Genomic DNA, 17,357 nt, shown 5'->3' with positions numbered 1-17,357 from the left:
CTCTCTTAATTTTCAAGCCGATCCACCAGCGCGCGATAGTCGGCACGCAAGGTGGCATCCAGAATCTCGCGCGGGAAGTCGTCGGTGATCACCGCCTCGCCCAGCCGGCGCAGCAATACCAGGCGCAGACGCCCATCCAGCACCTTCTTGTCGACAGCCATGTGCTCGAGAAAATCCTCGGGGCGCATTTCCTGCGGCGGCACCACCGGCAAACCGGCGCGCCGCAACAGGCGAATGCCGCGGTCGCGATCGGCCTCGGAGATCCAGCCGAGTCGCGCCGACATCTCCAGCGCCATCACGGTACCCGCCGCGACCGCCTCGCCATGCAGCCATTCGCCATAGCCCATGTGCGTCTCGATGGCATGCCCGAAGGTGTGGCCGAGGTTGAGAATCGCCCGCAGGCCCGATTCACGCTCGTCGGCTCCGACCACCCGGGCCTTGGCCGCGCAGGAGCGCTCGATGGCCTCCATCAGGGCCTCGGGCTGCAGCGCCCGCAGCGACTCGACATGCACCTCCAGCCAGGCGAGGAACTCCGCATCGCAGATCAGGCCGTACTTGATGACTTCGGCCAGGCCGGCGGACAGCTCGCGCGCCGGCAGCGTGCCGAGCACCGCGGTATCGATGACGACCGCCTTGGGCTGATAGAAGGCGCCGATCATGTTCTTGCCCAGCGGGTGATTGATGCCGGTCTTGCCGCCTACGGAAGAGTCCACCTGTGACAGCAGCGTGGTAGGCACCTGGATGAAGTCGACGCCACGCTGGTAGCAGGCCGCCGCAAAACCGGCCATGTCGCCGACCACTCCGCCGCCTAGCGCGATGATGGTCGTCTTGCGGTCATGGCGCGCCTGCAGCAGCCCATCGAAGATCAGCTGCAGCGTTTCCCAGTTCTTGAAGCTCTCGCCATCCGGCAACACCACGGAAGCGATATCGCGCCCGCCCAGGGACTGGCGGACGGCTTCCAGATAGAGAGGCGCAACGGTCTCGTTGCTGACGATGGCCACCTGACGCCCCGCCAGATGCCGGGTGAACAGTTCGGCACGAGCCAGCAGCCCGGAGCCGATGTAAATGGGATAGCTGCGCTCGCCGAGATCGACTGTGAGTGTCTGCATGAGGCCCCCGAACAGAAAGGGCGTAGGATACCGCAGATGGGGCCGCCCTTTAACGGGGCGGCAACGCTTTCAGACGCTCGACGATTTCCTGCACGACCAAGCGCGGGGGACGCTCGTCCGTCTCGATCACGATATCCGCGATCTCCCGATAGAGCGGGTCGCGAATCTCCATGAGATTGCATAGCACCTTGCCCGGCTCAGCATTGCGCAACAGCGGCCGATTGCGATCCCGCGAGGTGCGCTCCAGCTGCTGCTCGACCGAGGCGTGCAGGTAGACCACACGCCCCCCCGCACGCAACGCCTGCCGGTTCTCGGGCCTAAGCACCACGCCACCGCCGGTGGCGATCACCACGCCATCCTGCAGACAAAGCTCCGCAATCATGGCCTGCTCGCGCTCGCGGAATCCCTGCTCGCCCTCGACATCGAATATCCAGGGAATATCGGCACCGGTACGCTGCTCGATTTCCTTGTCCGAATCCTTGAACGGCAGCTTCAGCTCTTTGGCGAGCAGCCGCCCGATGGTGCTCTTACCGGCGCCCATCGGGCCTACCAAGACTACGTTCACTATCTTACTTACTTACAGCAATAGCCTGATTGTTCATGATCCTCGGAGTGATGAAGACCAGAAGCTCACTCTTCTCATCTCTTACCGCATCGCGGCGGAACAGACGCCCGACAAAGGGAATATCACCGAGGAGCGGGACTTTCTCAACCACCTTCGACTGCGTGTTAGAGAATACGCCGCCAATCACAATGGTCTCACCATCCTCAACAAGAATCTTCGCATTAACCTCGTTCTTGTTGATGGGTGGAACGCCATTCACCTCACGCTCGTAATCAGGCTCGTCCTTGTTAACCTTCACCTCCATGATGATGCGATTATCAGGCGTGATCTGGGGAGTAACCTCCAGGGAAAGTGCGGCCTCTTTAAAGGAAACGGAAGTCGCACCACTGGAGCTAGCCTCTTGATACGGAATCTCCGCGCCCTTGAGTATCTTCGCGGTTTCCTTGTCAGAAGTAACGACCTTAGGCTGGGAGATAACCTCGCCGTTGCCACTCGCCTCCATGGCACTCAACTGCAGATCAAGGATGGCATTGTCCGTGATAAATCCAATACCTATACCGGCAGTCGCCTCCTCAGCCCCCATATCGACAAAGGGCACGGGAACGTTACTATCACCATTCTTTGTGGTCGGCCGAGTACACACACCAGCAAACGGCCCGCAGCTCGCGCCAGCCAGATCCTTAATCCCAGTGGCCCCATCCTTACCATAGCTACGCCACTTGGACCCCGCGCCCCCCAGGGTCCCCCCCCAGCGGACGCCAATGTCCTTCTCATAACCGACAGAAGCCTCGACTATGCGAGCCTCAATCATCACCTGACGCACGGGGATATCAAGCTGAGCCACAATCCTGCGCAACTCGTCCAGACGATCCTGGGTCTGATAGGCAATAATGCTGTTCGTTCTGTCATCAACAGTCACGGTGCCGCGCTCACTAGCCGCACCACCTTCGGTAGCCGCAACCGACTGGAAAAGAGTTGCGATATCTGCAGCCTTGGCATAATTAACCTGGATCAATTCACGACGCAGCGGAGCCAGCTCTGCAATCTGATTCTGCGCCTCAAGTTCCTGGCGCTCCCTGGCGGCAATTTCATCGGCGGGCGCGATGAGAAGAACGTTACCGACCTTGCGCTTATCCAAGCCCCGGGTTTTCAAAACCAGATCCAAAGCCTGATCCCACGGCACATTCTGCAAGCGCAGGGTGATGTTCCCCTGCACGGTATCACTGGCAACCAGATTCAAGTCAGTAAAGTCGGCAATCAGCTGCAGAACCGAGCGAACGTCTATATCCTGGAAATTTAGCGAGAGCTTCTCACCGGAATACGCGAAACGCTCTTCCCGACGCTTCTCGACATCCGCCTGACTCAAGGGCTTGACACTTATCGTCAGCTTATTATCCGCCTGGAATGCCAAGTAGTCGTAGTAACCTTGCGGCTCGATGCTGATGCTTGCCCCACCACCTTGAGATGATGCACTAACAAACTGAACGGGAGTCGCAAAGTCCTTTACATCCAAGCGTACACGCAAGTTTTCCGGAAGCTCTGTTTTTGCGAAATTCAGGCGAATCTTACCGCCCTGCTCCTCGATATCGGCCTGAACGGAGGGGTCGGACAGCGCGATAACGACATTACCCTCGCCCCCTTCGCCACGCTGAAAGTCAATCCCGCTTATCGCACGCCCGGAATGCACTGCCTTAGGCTTGGCGACGGATGGAAGCGTGGTCACTGACGCAGCGGAGGCCTGCGCAGTCGAACCGCCGACAACTACATATATGTTATTGCCATCCGATCTCGTGCTGTACGGCGCCAAGGTGGCGAGATTAACGATCAGCCGGGTTCTATCCTTGGCCTCGACTACCGTGACACTCCGGGCATTACCAACGCCCAACTCGCGATTCTTGAGACCCAACTCATTCGTCACACCCGGCAAATCCAGCGCGATACGAGCCGGTTGCTCGATGGTGTAGCCGCGTGGCGCGGCCACAGGCTCGTCGAAACCAAGCTTCAACTCAATCTTGTCACCCGGCAGCGACACCACGTCAAGAGTCTTAAGCTCTGCAGCCCAACTCGATGTAGCCAACACAGCAGCAAGAATCGAAACACCACTGCGAAGAAGAGGGTTATTCATCGACGACTTCCGTTCAGCAGACTCGTAATTATTCTTCATAACAACCCCGGCACTATGTGCGCTCTTTGAGAGTGATACTGCGAGGACGCTCCAGCCACCCCCCTTCACCGTCAGGAACTATCTCAACAACATTAATCTGAGACTCATCGACAGAGAGAATACGTCCGTGATTGCGCCCCAGATAATCGCCAACCTTGACTCGATGCACGCCACCGGCTCCACGCACCAAACCATAGACACCACCATCCTTCGCCAGGGTTCCTACCATCTCGAATGTCTCAATATTGAACCCTTCGAGGAACTGCTTAACCCTGGTTTCGTCCGGCTTAACGTCCTTTGAGCCCTTCTGGCGCTGGCCAAGATCCACTTTCACTGGAGGCTGAAACGGGCTCCGTAACCCAGCCGCGGAATATGTGAAAGCCTCATAGGGCTGGAACTTCGGCAAAGGCTCGATAGCACCTTGAGGGCGCGCCCGCACTTCATTCATAAAAGACTGGAGATCGGAAAAGTCGCCACTTCCACCGCACCCTGAAATGAGAACCATGCAGATGCACAAACTTAGCCTATGGGCCCTACTCATTTCTTAAGCCCCTCATCATTGTAGCGATACGTCTTCGCCAGAATGCTCATTTTCAGCCTAGAAGTCCCAGCCCCTTCATTACTATCCGGAAGCTTAATTTCGAAGTCATGCAGAGTGACAATCCTAGGCAGACTGGCGACCCCACTTACAAATGTGGCCAAGTCGTGGTAACTACCCACAACAGATATCTGTATGGGCAGCTCTATGTAGAACTGCTGAACCACCTCCGGCTGAAGTTTGATCTCCTCAAACTCCAAGCCGCTCCCCAGACCTGTGCGAGTGATATCTTCCAACAACCCAGGAACCTCAGTATCGCTGGGAAGTTGTCGCAGCAGGGTGCCGAAGGACTCCTCCATTTCTTTCATTTGCGCTTTATATGCATCGAGATTGGCAGCCTGAAATGCCTTCGCGGAGAACTGCTCTTTCAGGTTTGCTTCCTCAGCACGATGCTGGTCCAGTCCAGACTGCAAGTCCTTGAGGTAGAAATTGAAACCCAGGAACAGCGCCACGACCAGAATCAAAATGCATGTTATGACTTTGACAGCAGCCGGCCATGAGCCGAGGTTGTTGACATCGAGATCCGCAAGATCGATCTTTTTTAGCGACTCAATAGACTCAGCAAGGCTCATGGTTTCTTTCCACCTTTCTTCTGGGCCGCGGCCTTATTATTCACCGCGCTCGCCGAGGCCGACTCCTGCTGGCCTTCACCAGGCTGGGTCTGTTGAACGTTCAGATGAAAAACGTTAGCTTGATCGACCGCTCCAGCAGTGATCGCCTTAACCTCGGTAAGATTGGGCGCAGTCAGCCAGTCCGAAGCATCCAGATTGCGCATCAAGCTAGACACCCGATTGTTAGACTCGGCAGCCCCGACAATCGCAATATTCTTATCTACCCGTTTCAACTCAGTGAAGTAGACACCATCGGGTAGAGTGCGCACTAATTGATCAAAAATTCGACCAATAATGGGGCGATTGCCCTGCAGATCTTGAATGATCTTCATCCGCTCCAATAGCTGGGCACGCCGCTCCTTGAGCTCCTTGATCTCTTTGATACGCGCATCAAGAACAGCTATTTCCTTCTTGAGGAATTCGTTACGCGCATTCTGCTGCTCGATAGCGGCATTCAGATACTGCCCACCGAGAAACACCAGTCCACCGGCAATCAGGAGAGTAGCCCCCATAGCCGCGACGAAACGCTGCTTGCGCTCTTCGCGCAGCTGGTCGCGCCAGGGAAGTAGGTTGATCCGTGCCATCAGTCGAAACTCCTCATCGCCAGACCACAGGCAATCATCAGTGACGGCGCATCGCTAGCCAGTGCGCCGGCATTGACCTTGCTCCCCAGCGCCATGTCGGCGAACGGATTGGCCACCAGAGTGGGAGTGCCGATCTTCTGCTGAATCAGACGATCCAGATCGGGGATGGACGCCGTGCCGCCGGCGAGCAGGATGTAGTCGACATCGCTGAATTGCCCGGCCGCGAAGAAGAACTGGAGGGAACGCGAGACCTGCTGCACCACGGCCTCCTTGAACGGCTGCAGCACTTCGCTCTCGTAGTCGTCGGGAAGTCCGCCCTGCTTCTTGGCCAGCCCTGCCTCCTCGACAGACAGGCCGTAGCGGCGCTGAATCTCTTCGGTGAGCTGACGACCGCCGAACAGTTGCTCGCGGGTGTAGATGGTGCGGCCGTTGTTCAGCACGCTGAGGGTGGTCATGGTGGCGCCGATATCGACGACCGCCACGGTCAGATCATCGACGCTTCCACCCAGCTGGGACTCGAGCAGGCCATAGGCCCGCTCCAGCGCGTAAGCCTCGACATCGACCACCTTGGCCGTGATGCCGGCAAGCCCGAGGGCGGCCTCCCGCACCTCCACGTTTTCCTTGCGGCATGCCGCCAGCAGCACTTCGACTCGCTCGGGATTGCGCGCAGCGGGGCCCTGCACCTCGAAGTCGATGGAGACCTCTTCGAGCGGGTAGGGGATGTACTGATCGGCCTCGATCTTGAGCTGGTTCTCCAGCTCGTCGTCATTGAGACCGGCCTCCATCTCGATGGTCTTGGTGATCACCGCGGAGCCGGCCACAGCGACGGCCGCGGTGCGCACACCGGTCTTGGCCTTGCTGAGCACACGCGAAAGGGCCTGCCCGACCCCCTCCAGCTCGGCGATGTTCTTCTCGACGACGGCATTCGGTGGGAGCGGCTCGACGGCGTAGGCCTCTACCTTGTAGCGGCTTCCGGAGCGACTCAATTCAAGGAGCTTGACCGAGGTCGAACTGATGTCGATCCCCAGAAGCGTGTTCGCTTTCTTATTGAAGAGCCCTAGCACGACCGATTTCCTATCTGCATCCGAGACTTACGGACTATTTATGTTTTTCCACATTAAATAACAGTCTTGACAGAAGCGCAAATGGCTCCCCTGCAAAAAAACCGCTTATAATGTGAACAGTTTTCCCCTTTGCGCACTGCGTAACACTTAACCCATTCTTTTATCTGGAATTCCACGAACCTTGATGCGTTTGCTGAAGTTTGCATGGTGGTCCTTCGTCGCCGTTTTTTGTGGTCTGATCCTCAGTTTCAGCGGCGCCTTCCTCTATCTTAGCCCCGGTCTCCCTTCCGTCGAGTCGCTGCGCAGCATCCAGCTGCAGATCCCTCTGCGGGTCTACAGCCATGATGGCAAGCTGATTTCCGAGTTCGGCGAAATGCGCCGCTCGCCCATCCGCTTCGAGGAGATACCCACGGATTTCATCCGCGCCCTGCTGGCGGCAGAAGACGACAATTTCGCCAACCATTATGGCGTCGACTTCACCAGCCTGATGCGCGCTGCTACGCAGTTATTGGCCAGCGGCGGGCACATCCAGACCGGGGGCAGCACCATCACCATGCAGGTGGCGAAGAACTTCTTCCTCACCAGCGAGCGCAGCTTCTCGCGCAAGATCAACGAGATCCTCCTGGCCCTGCAGATCGAGCGGGAGCTGAGCAAGGACGAGATCCTCGAGCTGTACGTCAACAAGATCTACCTGGGCAACCGCGCCTACGGCATCGAGGCGGCGGCCCAGGTCTACTACGGCAAGTCGATCCGCGAGCTCAGCCTCGGCCAGCTGGCCATGATCGCCGGCCTGCCCAAGGCGCCGTCGCGCTACAACCCGCTGGTCAACCCGCAGCGCAGCAAGGAGCGGCGCGACTGGATCCTCGGTCGCATGCACAAGCTCGGCGCCATCGACCAGGCCCGCTACGAGGCAGCTCTGGCCGAGCCGATCGATGCTCGCCACCACGTCCAGCCGGTGGAACTGAACGCGCCCTACATCGCCGAGATGGCCCGCGCCGAGATGGTCGGTCGCTATGGCAGCGAGGCCTATACCGAGGGCTTCCGCGTCACCACCACGGTGCCGGCGGCACTGCAGGAGGCAGCCAACCGCGCGCTGCACGACGGCCTGATCGCCTATGACCAGCGCCACGGCTATCGCGGCCCGGAGACCCGCCTGCCCGGGCTGACCCGCGAGGCCTGGCTGGCGGAGCTGGCCAAGCACAGAAGCATCGGCGGCCTGCAGCCGGCCATCGTCACTCAGGTGGAAAAGAGCGGCATCATGGTGCTGCTGCGCAACGGCGAGGAGCAGCCGGTGGCCTGGGACAGCATGAAGTGGGCTCGCCCCTTCCTCAACACCAACAGCCTCGGCCCACGCCCGCGACAGCCGGCCGATGTCGTGCAGATCGGCGATCTGGTGCGCGTCGAGGTGGACGCCGAGAACCAGGCCCTGCTGCTGCGCCAGGTCCCGGCGGCGCAGAGCGCCCTGGTCTCGCTGGACCCGCAGAACGGTGCGATCCGCGCTCTGGTCGGCGGCTTCTCCTTCGAACAAAGCAACTACAACCGCGCCGCTCAGGCCAAGCGCCAGCCCGGCTCCAGCTTCAAGCCCTTCATCTATGCCGCCGCGCTGGACAGCGGCTTCACCGCCGCCAGCCTGGTCAACGACGCGCCCATAGTGTTCCAGGAGGCCGGCATGGAGGAGGCCTGGCGACCGAAGAACGACAACAACACCTTCCTCGGCCCGATTCGCATGCGCGAGGCCCTGTACAAGTCGCGCAACCTGGTGTCGATCCGCCTGTTGCAAACCATCGGCATCGACTACGCCCTGGACTACATCAGTGCCTTCGGCTTCAACCGCCAGGACCTGCCGCGCAACCTGTCGCTGGCCCTGGGCACCGCCGGCCTCACGCCGCTGGAGATCGCCGGCGGCTGGAGCGCCTTCGCCAATGGCGGCTACAAGATCCAGCCCTACCTGGTCGAGCGCATCGACAGCCGCGACGGCAAGCCCCTGTTCATCGCCAACCCGCCACGCACGCCGCAGAGCGCCCAACTGGTCGAAGAGCAGGGCGCCACGCTGCGGCTCGAGGAGCCCAATGCCGAAGTGCAGCAGCCGATCGTTGCCGAGCAGATCCTCGACGAGCGCACCGCCTACATCATGACCAGCATGCTGCAGGACGTGATCAAGCGCGGCACCGGGCGCCGCGCCCTGGCCATGGGCCGCGGCGACCTGGCGGGCAAGACCGGCACCACCAACGAGTCCAAGGACAGCTGGTTCTCCGGCTACAACGCCGACTACATGACCACCGTCTGGGTCGGCTTCGATCAGCCGGTGAGCCTAGGCCGCCACGAATACGGCGGCACCGTGGCCCTGCCGATCTGGATGAGCTACATGGGCGCTGCGCTCAAGGACAAGCCCGAGCATCTGCCGCCTGAGCCGGCCGGGCTGCTCAGCCTGCGCATCGACCCGGTGAGCGGCCGCGCCGCCTCGCCCGGCGCACCGGACGCCTACTTCGAGCTGTTCAAGAGCGAGGACTCGCCGCCACCGATGAGCGAGCTGGACCCCCTGCTCGGCATCCCCGGCAGCCCGCTGCCCGCGGACGAGGCGGCGCCTTTCGACCTGTTCTGACCGGGCGCCTGCGCTGCTCCGCGGCCGAGCAGCGCAGAACCCCACCGGCAGGGCCCTGCTACAATGCGCGCCACTCTCCCTGCAGGCCCTCGCCGTGACCACCGCCTTCGCCTCCCTGCCGCTGTCCGCCGCCATGCGCGACAACCTCGCCACCCTCGGCTACGCCGAGATGACGCCTATCCAGGCCGCCAGCCTGCCGCTGATCCTCAAGGGCCGCGACCTGATCGCCCAGGCCAAGACCGGTAGCGGCAAGACCGCCGCCTTCGGCATCGGCCTGCTGCATCCGCTCAATCCGCGCTTCTTCGGCTGCCAGGCGCTGGTGCTGTGCCCGACCCGCGAGCTGGCCGACCAGGTGACCAAGGAGCTGCGCCGCCTGGCCCGTGCCGCCGACAACATCAAGATCCTCACCCTCTGCGGCGGCGTGCCGCTGGGCCCGCAGATCGGCTCGCTGGAGCACGGCGCGCACATCGTCGTCGGCACCCCGGGGCGCATCCAGGAACACCTGCGTAAGGGCAGCCTCAAGCTCGACGGTCTCAACTGCCTGGTGCTGGACGAAGCCGACCGCATGCTCGACATGGGTTTCTTCGACAGCATCGCCGAGGTCATCGAACAGACCCCGGCGCGGCGCCAGACCCTGCTGTTCTCCGCCACCTACCCGCCGGGCATCGAGCAACTGGCCGCACGCTTCCTGCGCGAACCGGAGCGGGTACAGGTCGAGGCCCTGCACGACGACGAGCAGATCGAGCAGCGCTTCTACGAAATCGAGCCGAAGCAGCGCCTGGAGGCGGTGATCCGCCTGCTGCGGCACTTCCGCAAGCAGCCGGCGCTGACCTTCTGCGCCACCCGCCAGCAGTGCGACGAACTGGCCGCGGCGCTGGAGGCGGAGAAAATATCCGCCGCCGCCCTGCACGGTGACCTGGAGCAGCGCGAGCGCGACCAGGTGCTGACTCTGTTCGCCAACCGCAGCCTCAGCGTGCTGGTGGCCACCGACGTGGCCGCCCGCGGCCTGGACGTGGCCGGCCTGGAGCTGGTGATCAACGTCGAGCTGGCCCGCGATGTCCAGGTGCACGTGCACCGCATCGGCCGCAGCGGCCGCGCCGGCGAGAAGGGCCTGGCCCTGTCGCTGGTCACCCCGGCCGAGGCCTATCGCGCCCAGGCCATCGAGGAACTGCAGGGCGCGCCGCTGACCTGGCAGCTGCTCGGCGAACTGAAGGACAAGGGCGAGGCGCTGCTGCCGCCGATGCACAGCCTGTGCCTGGCCGCCGGACGCAAGGACAAGCTGCGCCCCGGCGACATCCTCGGCGCCCTGACCGGCGAGGCCGGCATTCCCGGCGACCAGGTCGGCAAGATCGCCATCTTCGACTTCCAGGCCTATGTAGCGGTGGATCGCGCCATCGCCCGGCAGGCCCTGCAGCGCCTGCAGAGCGGCAGGATCAAGGGCCGTGCGGTCAAGGTACGCATGCTCTGAGAGATATCAGTCGCCGGGCTCCAGGCCGTGGCGCCGATAGATGCGGGCATAGCTGCCGTCCGCCCGCATCGCGGCCATGCCGCGATTGAAGTCGTGCACCAGCTGCTGATGCAATGGATGGCTGCGCCGCACCAGGATGTGCAGCCCGTTCTCGCTCAGCGGCGTCGCGACGAACTCCACCGAGTTGCGAATCTCCTGCAGGTCGCGGTTGAGGTGATGCTGCGCCACCAGCTCGTCCTCCAGGGTCAGCTGCACCCGGCCGGCCGCCAGCATGCGCGCGCCCATGGCGAACTCCAGCACCGGCACCTTGCTCAGCTGCTGCGCTGCGTCGAAGGCCGCGTCGTAGCTGTAGCCGCGCACCACGGCGATGCTGTACGGGAGCAGGCTGTCGAGGCCGGTGAATTCGATCGGCATGCCGGCGCGGCGCAGGAAACGGATGCGATTGACCAGATAGGGCTCGGAGAACAGGCCGTAACGGGTGCGCTCGGCGCTGTACCAGGCCGCCACTATCACGTCGTAGTCGCCCTGCTGCAGCCCGCGCAATACCCGGGCCCAGGGCACCTCGACATATTCGGTGGTATGCCCGCCACGGCGCAGGGCGGTGCTGACCAGGTCCACGGCCAGGCCGCCATTGGCCAGTCGCTCATCGGTGAAAGGTGGCCAGGAGTCCCCCGCCAGGCGCAGATGCTCGGCCATGACCGCCCCTCCCAGAAACAGGGCGATCAACAGCAGCGCACCACGCAAAGCACCCATGCCCGACTTCCGACTACGAGGGACTGGCTTTCAGACTAGCCCCGCACGAAGCCACCCGGGCGACCGTCCGGCGGCGCGGCGCAGGCCAGTTCGCACCCCGCGCCGGCAGGCCGGCCTATCTGTGCCGCCCGTCACCCACGGCGCCGTAATAAAACTGGCATACCTCCTGCTTAGTATCTGACATCTCCGGTTTTGGGGACCTTGGTACAGGCAGGCCGGGGAATCCCCTCTTTTACACCCCTAGCAGAAGGGCCGCATATGCGGCCCTTCTGCGTTTCAGCGGTACAGCTCGCGGCGGAAGATCAGCGGCGCCGCGCCCTTGTAGATGCCGAAACTGGCCAGGCCCCGCGCCAGCTGGCGAGTGGCGCCATCCCAGGGATACTGCAGCCAGGCCGGAGAACTGGGGAAGCTGACCTGCAGCGAACCGTCGTTACCGGCCCCGGGCGCACTGAGCGACAGGCTGCCGCTACCCGCCAGCGGCCCGCTCAGGGTAGGCGAAGTCTCGCCCGCCGCCAGATTGCCGGTGTACTGATCCAGTGCAGGCGCGCCCAACACGGTGCAGGTGTCCATCCCCTCGGTCAGGAATGCCCCGCCGGCGACGTTCTGCCAGCTTTCCAGGTACAGCGGCAGCTCCAGGGCCTGCAGCTCGGAACCGTGGGCATTGCCGATGCGCAGGCGGCCGAGACGCACTTCGCTGCCGGGGGCCTGGGCGAAATCGTAGGCATAGTCCTCGCAGCCGCTGCCGCTACCCTGGCAGGCGCCGTCCGCATCGGTCAGGCTCGCCGCCGCGAAACTCTGCCGCACCCGGGCGGTGAAGGGCAGCTCGCTTGGGCCTGGCACGCCGACCGTGTAACTCAGGGTCTGGCCGCTCCAGCGGTAGACGCGCGCACCATCGCCATCGTCGGCCCCCTGCGTGGCCAGGCTCGCCGTGCCGCTGGCAGAGAGGCGCCCCGCGGCATCGAGGGCCGCCACGCCCGTGCTGGAGGCATAGGCACCCGCCGCCGGCGCGGCCAGGCGCCAGAAGGCGCCGCGGTCGTAGTTCTGCGTCACGCCTCCGGTGCGGTTACGCGCGGTCACCGTCAGCGACGACTCGCGGCCGGCGGCGAAGGGGATAGGCTGGCCCTGGTAGCTGAAGGCGCCGCAGGCCGGGGCCAGGCTGGCATCGCCGCTGGCGGAGAGGTAGGCGGGGATGAGGCGCCCGATCAGCCCACTCTCGCCGCCGCCGACCGACTCGCCGAAGTAGCCGTTCACCGGCGGCGTGGCGCTCAAGCGGAACACGCCCACTTCGGAAAGAATGCCGGTGGCCGTGGTCTGGTCGCCCAGGACATGGGCGTAGGTAGTTGGCGCCAGGCTGCCGGCGACACCCGGCGAGGGCGCCTGCAGGCTGTGGCCGAGGGCGATGTTGCCCAGCTGAAAGTTCGGCGTGGTGATATTGCCCGTGCACAGCGCCGCGGCCGTCAGGGGCTCGCCGTCACTCTCCCAGCCCACCGCGCGGATGCGCAGCGGGAAGCTGTCGCCCGCCGCCCTGAACTTCGTGCAACTGCCGCTTACCCCGGCCAGGGTGCAGGTCGAATCGGTCTCCAGGCACAGCCCATAGGGTTTGCTGAGGAACTGGGTGGAACCGCTCATGACCAGCCCGGCGTCGCCGGTGCCGGCGCTGCCACTGTAGTTCGCGGCAAGCGTCATGAGCCCGGCATCGTCGTAGCGCACGGTCAGCGGCGCCGTGCCGCTGCTGTCGAAGGCCAGGGTCAGCGGCACCGGCGCGGCGCCGACGCCGGCACCGTTGACCTGCAACGAGCGGCTTCCGCTGGCCGGGTCGACATAGCCCGCGGTGAAATTGACCGTGCGGCTAACGCTGGCGAAGCCCGGCACGCAGGCCTGGCTGCTGTCGGCCTTCTTCACCGCGCGCAGGGTCGCCGCAGCAGGCTTGGCCGCCAGCAGGGTCGGCACCTGCAGCACGAAGCCGCTGTCGACGAAGTTCATCTGGCAACTGCTCGAGCTGCCGAGCCGGCAGCTCGAGCCGGCGGACGGTGGCGGGCTGGTGCCGGTGGCGCTCAGCGTCAGGCTCGCCGGAGTGCGCTGGCTGAACGACAGGCTGCCGCTACCGCCACTGAAGGTGAGGCTGCCGACGGCTACCCCGTTGGCCTGCAGGGTAGTGGTCACGCTGCCGCTGTACAGGCTGCTGCACAGGCTGTCGAAGCAGGCCTGCAGGGTGACGCTCTCGGGGCTGCAGGTGAGCCCCTCGCCGTCGTGGAGGATGCGGATATGGTCGAAGACCACGCAGCTGTGGGTGGCCAGCATGTCCTGCACCACGGCGGCGTTGCTGATCTCGTGGTTGTAGACCCGCACGCTGTCGAAGATGCCGTTGGCCGAGTTCAGGGTGCCGTTCTGGCCGACCACGCCGCTGCGGTTGTCGCCGATGTAGAGGGTACCCAGGCTGCTCGCCAGAGTGCCGTTGGTGGTGGTCTGGGTCACCACCGCCTGGGTGCCGTCGACGTAGATGCGCAGCACCGTCTGGTTGGTCCCGGCGGCGAAGCGCCAGGTCACCGTGATGTGCTTCCAGGTCCTGGCCGACACCATCTGCGCCGGCGTCTCGGCGATGGCATGGGTGCCGGCGCTGTCGCTCATCACGAAGCGCAGGGTGCGCCCCTGCCGCTTGACCAGGAAGAACCAGCGATTGTTCTGCGTGGTGGCGTCGAGCAGCTGCTGGTCGTGGGCACTCCAGGCGACGTCGGAGCGGTACCAGAAGGAAATGCTGCCGCTGTTGCCGATGGTCGCGTCGACGTCGATATTGCTGTTGATCGCCGCGATGCTGGCATCGGTGTTGCGCGGAATGTTCACCCCGCGACAGACATAGCCGTCCGGCTCGGCAGCGGCCGGACCGATGGCCTGGCCGAAGTAGCCGTTGCCCGACCAGTCGAACACCTCGTTGACCGTGCCGTCCAGCACGCCTTCCTCGAAGCGGTATTCGGCCAGGCGGTTCGGCTCGCCGGTGGGCCTGAACCAGCGGATCGCCGTGCCGGCATAGCTGTAGCTGGTATTGAAGGAGTACAGGGTGAAATCGCTGTCGGAGACCTCGACGCCGATGGTGGCGCTGACCCCGCTGGCGTTGCCGGTGCCGTACTGGTACACGATGTCCCCCGACTCGTGGAGGATCACCTGGAAGCTGTAGGCGCCGCCGAAGTTGTAGTGCGGCACCGCGTCCCAGGACACCACCAGCCGGCGGTTCGGCGCGCTGCCCTTGGTCTGGTAGCGCACCGTGCCGCCCAGGCGCGGGTTGATGTCGTCCCAGTACACCAGCAGCAGCCGGTCCGCCGGGCTGCCGGCGGTGCAGCCGCTGCAGTTGGGTGGCGCGGTGGTCACCGGCAGGTCGGTATTGGTGTATTGGCGGTGGAACTGGGTATCGGCGCCGAACTGCAGCGCGCCGTTGGCATGCACTCGCACCTGGGTGTAGTCGACCCCAGCGAAATTGAAGGTGAAGCCGATATTGATCAGCTGCTTGTCGTCGTCGCGCGGATAGGCGGTCTGGGTCTGGTCCCAGACCACATCGGTGTTGGCCGTCTCCCAGGCGAAGCTGGTGGACTGGAAGGCATAGGTGGCGGCCTGTGCCTGCCCGCACGCCAGCAGCAGGCAGACCAGCACACCGAAGCAGCCAAGCCGGAACCGCCCCCGCAACAGCCTCATGGTCGACGCTCCACCGTGGCGCTCAGTTGACGATAGGCATAGTCCGGCCGGCCGGCCGGCGTGCCGTTCTGCGCGGTGGCGGTGATGCGGTAGATCTGCACCAGACTGCCATCGTCATCGGTATAGCTGCTGACGCTGCAGGCGACGCCGACGGCGAACTCGGCCAGGCCGCTGCCCGCCAGGCTCGGGTTGCCGGCGGCGCAGGCGCCGGCATTGAAGGCACGGCTGATGCCCCACTCCAGCCCGGCGCGGGCCGCCTGGTAGGCGCGCGCCTGCTGGATGGCCAGGCTGGTGCTGCCGTGCTGGACACTGGACAGGCGGGCCATGGCGACCACCAGCAGGGTCACCACTATGATCAGGAACAGCGCGGCCACCAGGCCGAAGCCGGTTTCGCGGCGCAGCGTCGGCTCAGGGCGCATTGTCGACATGGACCTGTTGCAGCAGTTGCAGGTTTTCCCCGGCCTCGGCGATGCCCAGGCTGAGGGTCAGCAGCCCGGCGCGCTGGGTGCTGCCGGACTGATAGGCGAAATTGCAGCTGGCCACGTTGCGCGCCACCGGCTGCGGGCTGGAGCCGGCCGGCGGCGTGGCCGGCAGCACGGGCAGCAGATCGTTGTAGCTGTAGCGCAGCAGCTGACCGCCCTGGCAGCGGTAGCCGACCACTGTCTCGGCCAGGTACAGGCGCCGCTGCGGCGAGGCGAAGGCGAAGCGGAAGCCGCCGGCCGGCAGGTTGCCCAGGGCGACATGGCTCTCCCCCGCCGGCGCCCCGGCCACTGTGGCGAACGTGGTGCCGGTCGGCGTGATCGAACCCGGATTGCCCGGCGCCCACACATCGCTGCCCGCCGCCCCGGTGTTGTACAGCACCAGCCAGCGCGCGCCGGCCGGGTTGAGGGCCGGGTCCAGCACCTGCAGGCTGTCGCAGCGCCCGCCCTGGGTTGCGCTGTTGCAGGTACCGGCGGCCTCGCTGGAGAAGCGCAGGCCCTGATCACCGATTCGATTGGGCCGGTAACGTGCCGCGCTATGGATCAGCAGCAGCTCCATCGCCTGGCCATCGGCGGAAACGCGCAGGGAGTTGGGCACGGCCAGGCGCACGTCGCGGCTCATGCGCTGCAGGGCACCGGCGGCGATATCGACCAGCTCGGCGCGCCGGCTCTGGCCGACGAAGCCCTCCATGGGCCGCGACAGCACGGTGCTGATCATCACCCCCACCAGCCCGGCCAGGGCGATGACCATCACCAGCTCGACCAGGGTGAAGCCGCGCGCGCACCGCATCAGTAACGCGCCCTGTAGCCGTCGAGCTGCAATTGCTGGCCGGCCGGGTCGGTGACCGTCACCCGCACCAGCAGCGCGTCGCTGGCCGCCAGGCCGGCCCAGGCCTGCGGCGTGACGGCCACCTGCACGCGGTAGCTGGCCAGGGCAGCGATGGCCTGGCCACGGGCATCGCGGGCGCCGTTGTCGTTCAGGCCGTGGTAGTCGCAGACATTGTCGAAGCTGGCGCGGCTGGCCGGCGGCGCCGGGCAGACGGCGCCGCCGCTGTCGACAAAGGGCTGCAGCAGTATCTCTTCCAGATAGGCCTCGGCGATGGCCAGGCTCTGCTGGCGCAGCAGCGGATCGGCCGAGCGCCCGACTATGGCTGCCTGAGCACTAAACAGCGCGGCGGCGGCGATGCCGATGATCACGATAGTGATCACCAACTCGACCAGGGTCATGCCGGCCTGGCGCCTCATTGCACCAGGCCGGTTCCGGCGCTCACGCTGATGGTGAAGGCGCCGAGGGTGGCACTCGCCGCGGCCGAGGGCCGGCCGAGCGAATCGAATACCACCGGGAAAGTGCTCGCCGCGATGCCCACGCCATTGGGCAGCGGCGCGGCGAAGGGTGTCTGGCCATCCGGCCCCTGTACTTCGCTGGTGTAGCCACCGGAAGTGCAGTTGTCGGCGCGGCGCAGGCGGTAGCCGGCGCCATCCAGGCTGACCTGGATCAGGCAGCCGCTGGCCACCGCCAGCTTCTGCCCGTAGCGCACGGCGGCCAGGGCCTCCTCGTAGTACAGGCGCTCGTCGAACACCCTTCTATCGAAGAAACGCGGCCCCACCACGGCGGCGAGTATGCCGATGATCACTATGACCATCGTTAGCTCGACCAGGGTAAAGCCGCGCATGGT

At 64.3% G+C, this 17,357-nt stretch carries 15 protein-coding genes; 2 read left to right on the top strand and 13 right to left on the bottom strand.

What is annotated here, in order from left to right:
• Positions 1 to 5: 5 nt before the first annotated feature.
• Genes aroB through AAFN46_RS15650 form a run of 7 tightly spaced genes read right to left on the bottom strand, consistent with a single transcriptional unit; the run spans position 6 to position 6,695 of the window.
• Positions 6 to 1,109, bottom strand: coding sequence for a 3-dehydroquinate synthase (aroB, locus tag AAFN46_RS15680; RefSeq protein ID WP_347809626.1), 1,104 nt, complete (start codon positions 1,107 to 1,109; stop codon positions 6 to 8).
• Positions 1,110 to 1,158: 49 nt separating this feature from the next.
• Positions 1,159 to 1,677: a shikimate kinase AroK gene (gene aroK, locus AAFN46_RS15675; RefSeq protein ID WP_347809677.1), complete on the bottom strand. Its 519-nt coding sequence runs from the start codon at positions 1,675 to 1,677 to the stop codon at positions 1,159 to 1,161.
• A 1-nt stretch (position 1,678) separates the two neighbouring features.
• Positions 1,679 to 3,799: a type IV pilus secretin PilQ gene (gene pilQ / locus AAFN46_RS15670; RefSeq protein ID WP_347809676.1), complete on the bottom strand. Its 2,121-nt coding sequence runs from the start codon at positions 3,797 to 3,799 to the stop codon at positions 1,679 to 1,681.
• Positions 3,800 to 3,851: 52 nt separating this feature from the next.
• A complete protein-coding gene (pilP, locus tag AAFN46_RS15665; RefSeq protein ID WP_347809625.1) occupies positions 3,852 to 4,343 on the bottom strand; it encodes a type 4a pilus biogenesis lipoprotein PilP in 492 nt (163 codons plus the stop codon).
• 32 nt (positions 4,344 to 4,375) lie between these two features.
• The gene (gene pilO, locus AAFN46_RS15660; protein WP_347809624.1) at positions 4,376 to 5,008 is read right to left on the bottom strand and encodes a type 4a pilus biogenesis protein PilO; all 633 of its coding nucleotides are present in this window, start codon (positions 5,006 to 5,008) and stop codon (positions 4,376 to 4,378) included.
• Positions 5,005 to 5,631 carry a PilN domain-containing protein gene (locus AAFN46_RS15655; protein WP_347809623.1) on the bottom strand — a complete coding sequence of 209 codons (627 nt, stop codon included), beginning with the start codon at positions 5,629 to 5,631 and terminating at the stop codon, positions 5,005 to 5,007. The genes pilO and AAFN46_RS15655 overlap by 4 nt, the downstream gene beginning before the upstream one ends.
• The gene (locus tag AAFN46_RS15650) at positions 5,631 to 6,695 is read right to left on the bottom strand and encodes a pilus assembly protein PilM (protein WP_347809622.1); all 1,065 of its coding nucleotides are present in this window, start codon (positions 6,693 to 6,695) and stop codon (positions 5,631 to 5,633) included. Before AAFN46_RS15650 ends, AAFN46_RS15655 begins: the two co-directional genes overlap by 1 nt.
• 181 nt (positions 6,696 to 6,876) lie before the next feature.
• Between AAFN46_RS15650 and AAFN46_RS15645 the strand changes: the two genes are divergently transcribed.
• The gene (locus tag AAFN46_RS15645; protein WP_347809621.1) at positions 6,877 to 9,297 is read left to right on the top strand and encodes a penicillin-binding protein 1A; all 2,421 of its coding nucleotides are present in this window, start codon (positions 6,877 to 6,879) and stop codon (positions 9,295 to 9,297) included.
• 94 nt (positions 9,298 to 9,391) lie between these two features.
• Positions 9,392 to 10,765: an ATP-dependent RNA helicase DbpA gene (gene dbpA, locus AAFN46_RS15640; protein ID WP_347809620.1), complete on the top strand. Its 1,374-nt coding sequence runs from the start codon at positions 9,392 to 9,394 to the stop codon at positions 10,763 to 10,765.
• A 6-nt stretch (positions 10,766 to 10,771) separates the two neighbouring features.
• Here the strand turns inward: dbpA and AAFN46_RS15635 are convergent, their stop codons facing one another.
• The 6 genes from AAFN46_RS15635 to AAFN46_RS15610 all read right to left on the bottom strand — a co-directional run bounded on the left by AAFN46_RS15635 (position 10,772) and on the right by AAFN46_RS15610 (position 17,354).
• The gene (locus tag AAFN46_RS15635; protein WP_347809619.1) at positions 10,772 to 11,518 is read right to left on the bottom strand and encodes a transporter substrate-binding domain-containing protein; all 747 of its coding nucleotides are present in this window, start codon (positions 11,516 to 11,518) and stop codon (positions 10,772 to 10,774) included.
• 276 nt (positions 11,519 to 11,794) lie between these two features.
• A complete protein-coding gene (locus AAFN46_RS15630; RefSeq protein WP_347809618.1) occupies positions 11,795 to 15,202 on the bottom strand; it encodes a LamG domain-containing protein in 3,408 nt (1,135 codons plus the stop codon).
• Entirely contained in the window at positions 15,199 to 15,630 is a 432-nt protein-coding gene (locus tag AAFN46_RS15625; RefSeq protein WP_347809617.1) for a hypothetical protein, read from the bottom strand. The genes AAFN46_RS15630 and AAFN46_RS15625 overlap by 4 nt, the downstream gene beginning before the upstream one ends.
• Complete coding sequence (locus AAFN46_RS15620; protein WP_347809616.1) at positions 15,611 to 16,471, bottom strand: type II secretion system protein; 861 nt, start codon at positions 16,469 to 16,471, stop codon at positions 15,611 to 15,613. Before AAFN46_RS15620 ends, AAFN46_RS15625 begins: the two co-directional genes overlap by 20 nt.
• Positions 16,471 to 16,926, bottom strand: coding sequence for a prepilin-type N-terminal cleavage/methylation domain-containing protein (locus tag AAFN46_RS15615; RefSeq protein ID WP_347809615.1), 456 nt, complete (start codon positions 16,924 to 16,926; stop codon positions 16,471 to 16,473). The genes AAFN46_RS15620 and AAFN46_RS15615 overlap by 1 nt, the downstream gene beginning before the upstream one ends.
• Positions 16,923 to 17,354: a type II secretion system protein gene (locus AAFN46_RS15610; RefSeq protein ID WP_347809614.1), complete on the bottom strand. Its 432-nt coding sequence runs from the start codon at positions 17,352 to 17,354 to the stop codon at positions 16,923 to 16,925. The genes AAFN46_RS15615 and AAFN46_RS15610 overlap by 4 nt, the downstream gene beginning before the upstream one ends.
• Positions 17,355 to 17,357: the final 3 nt, after the last annotated feature.

Origin of the sequence: Pseudomonas sp. CAU 1711 (genome assembly GCF_039888625.1) — a bacterium.
Classification (GTDB): domain Bacteria; phylum Pseudomonadota; class Gammaproteobacteria; order Pseudomonadales; family Pseudomonadaceae; genus Aquipseudomonas.
This window is presented reverse-complemented; position numbering and strand designations above follow the sequence as displayed.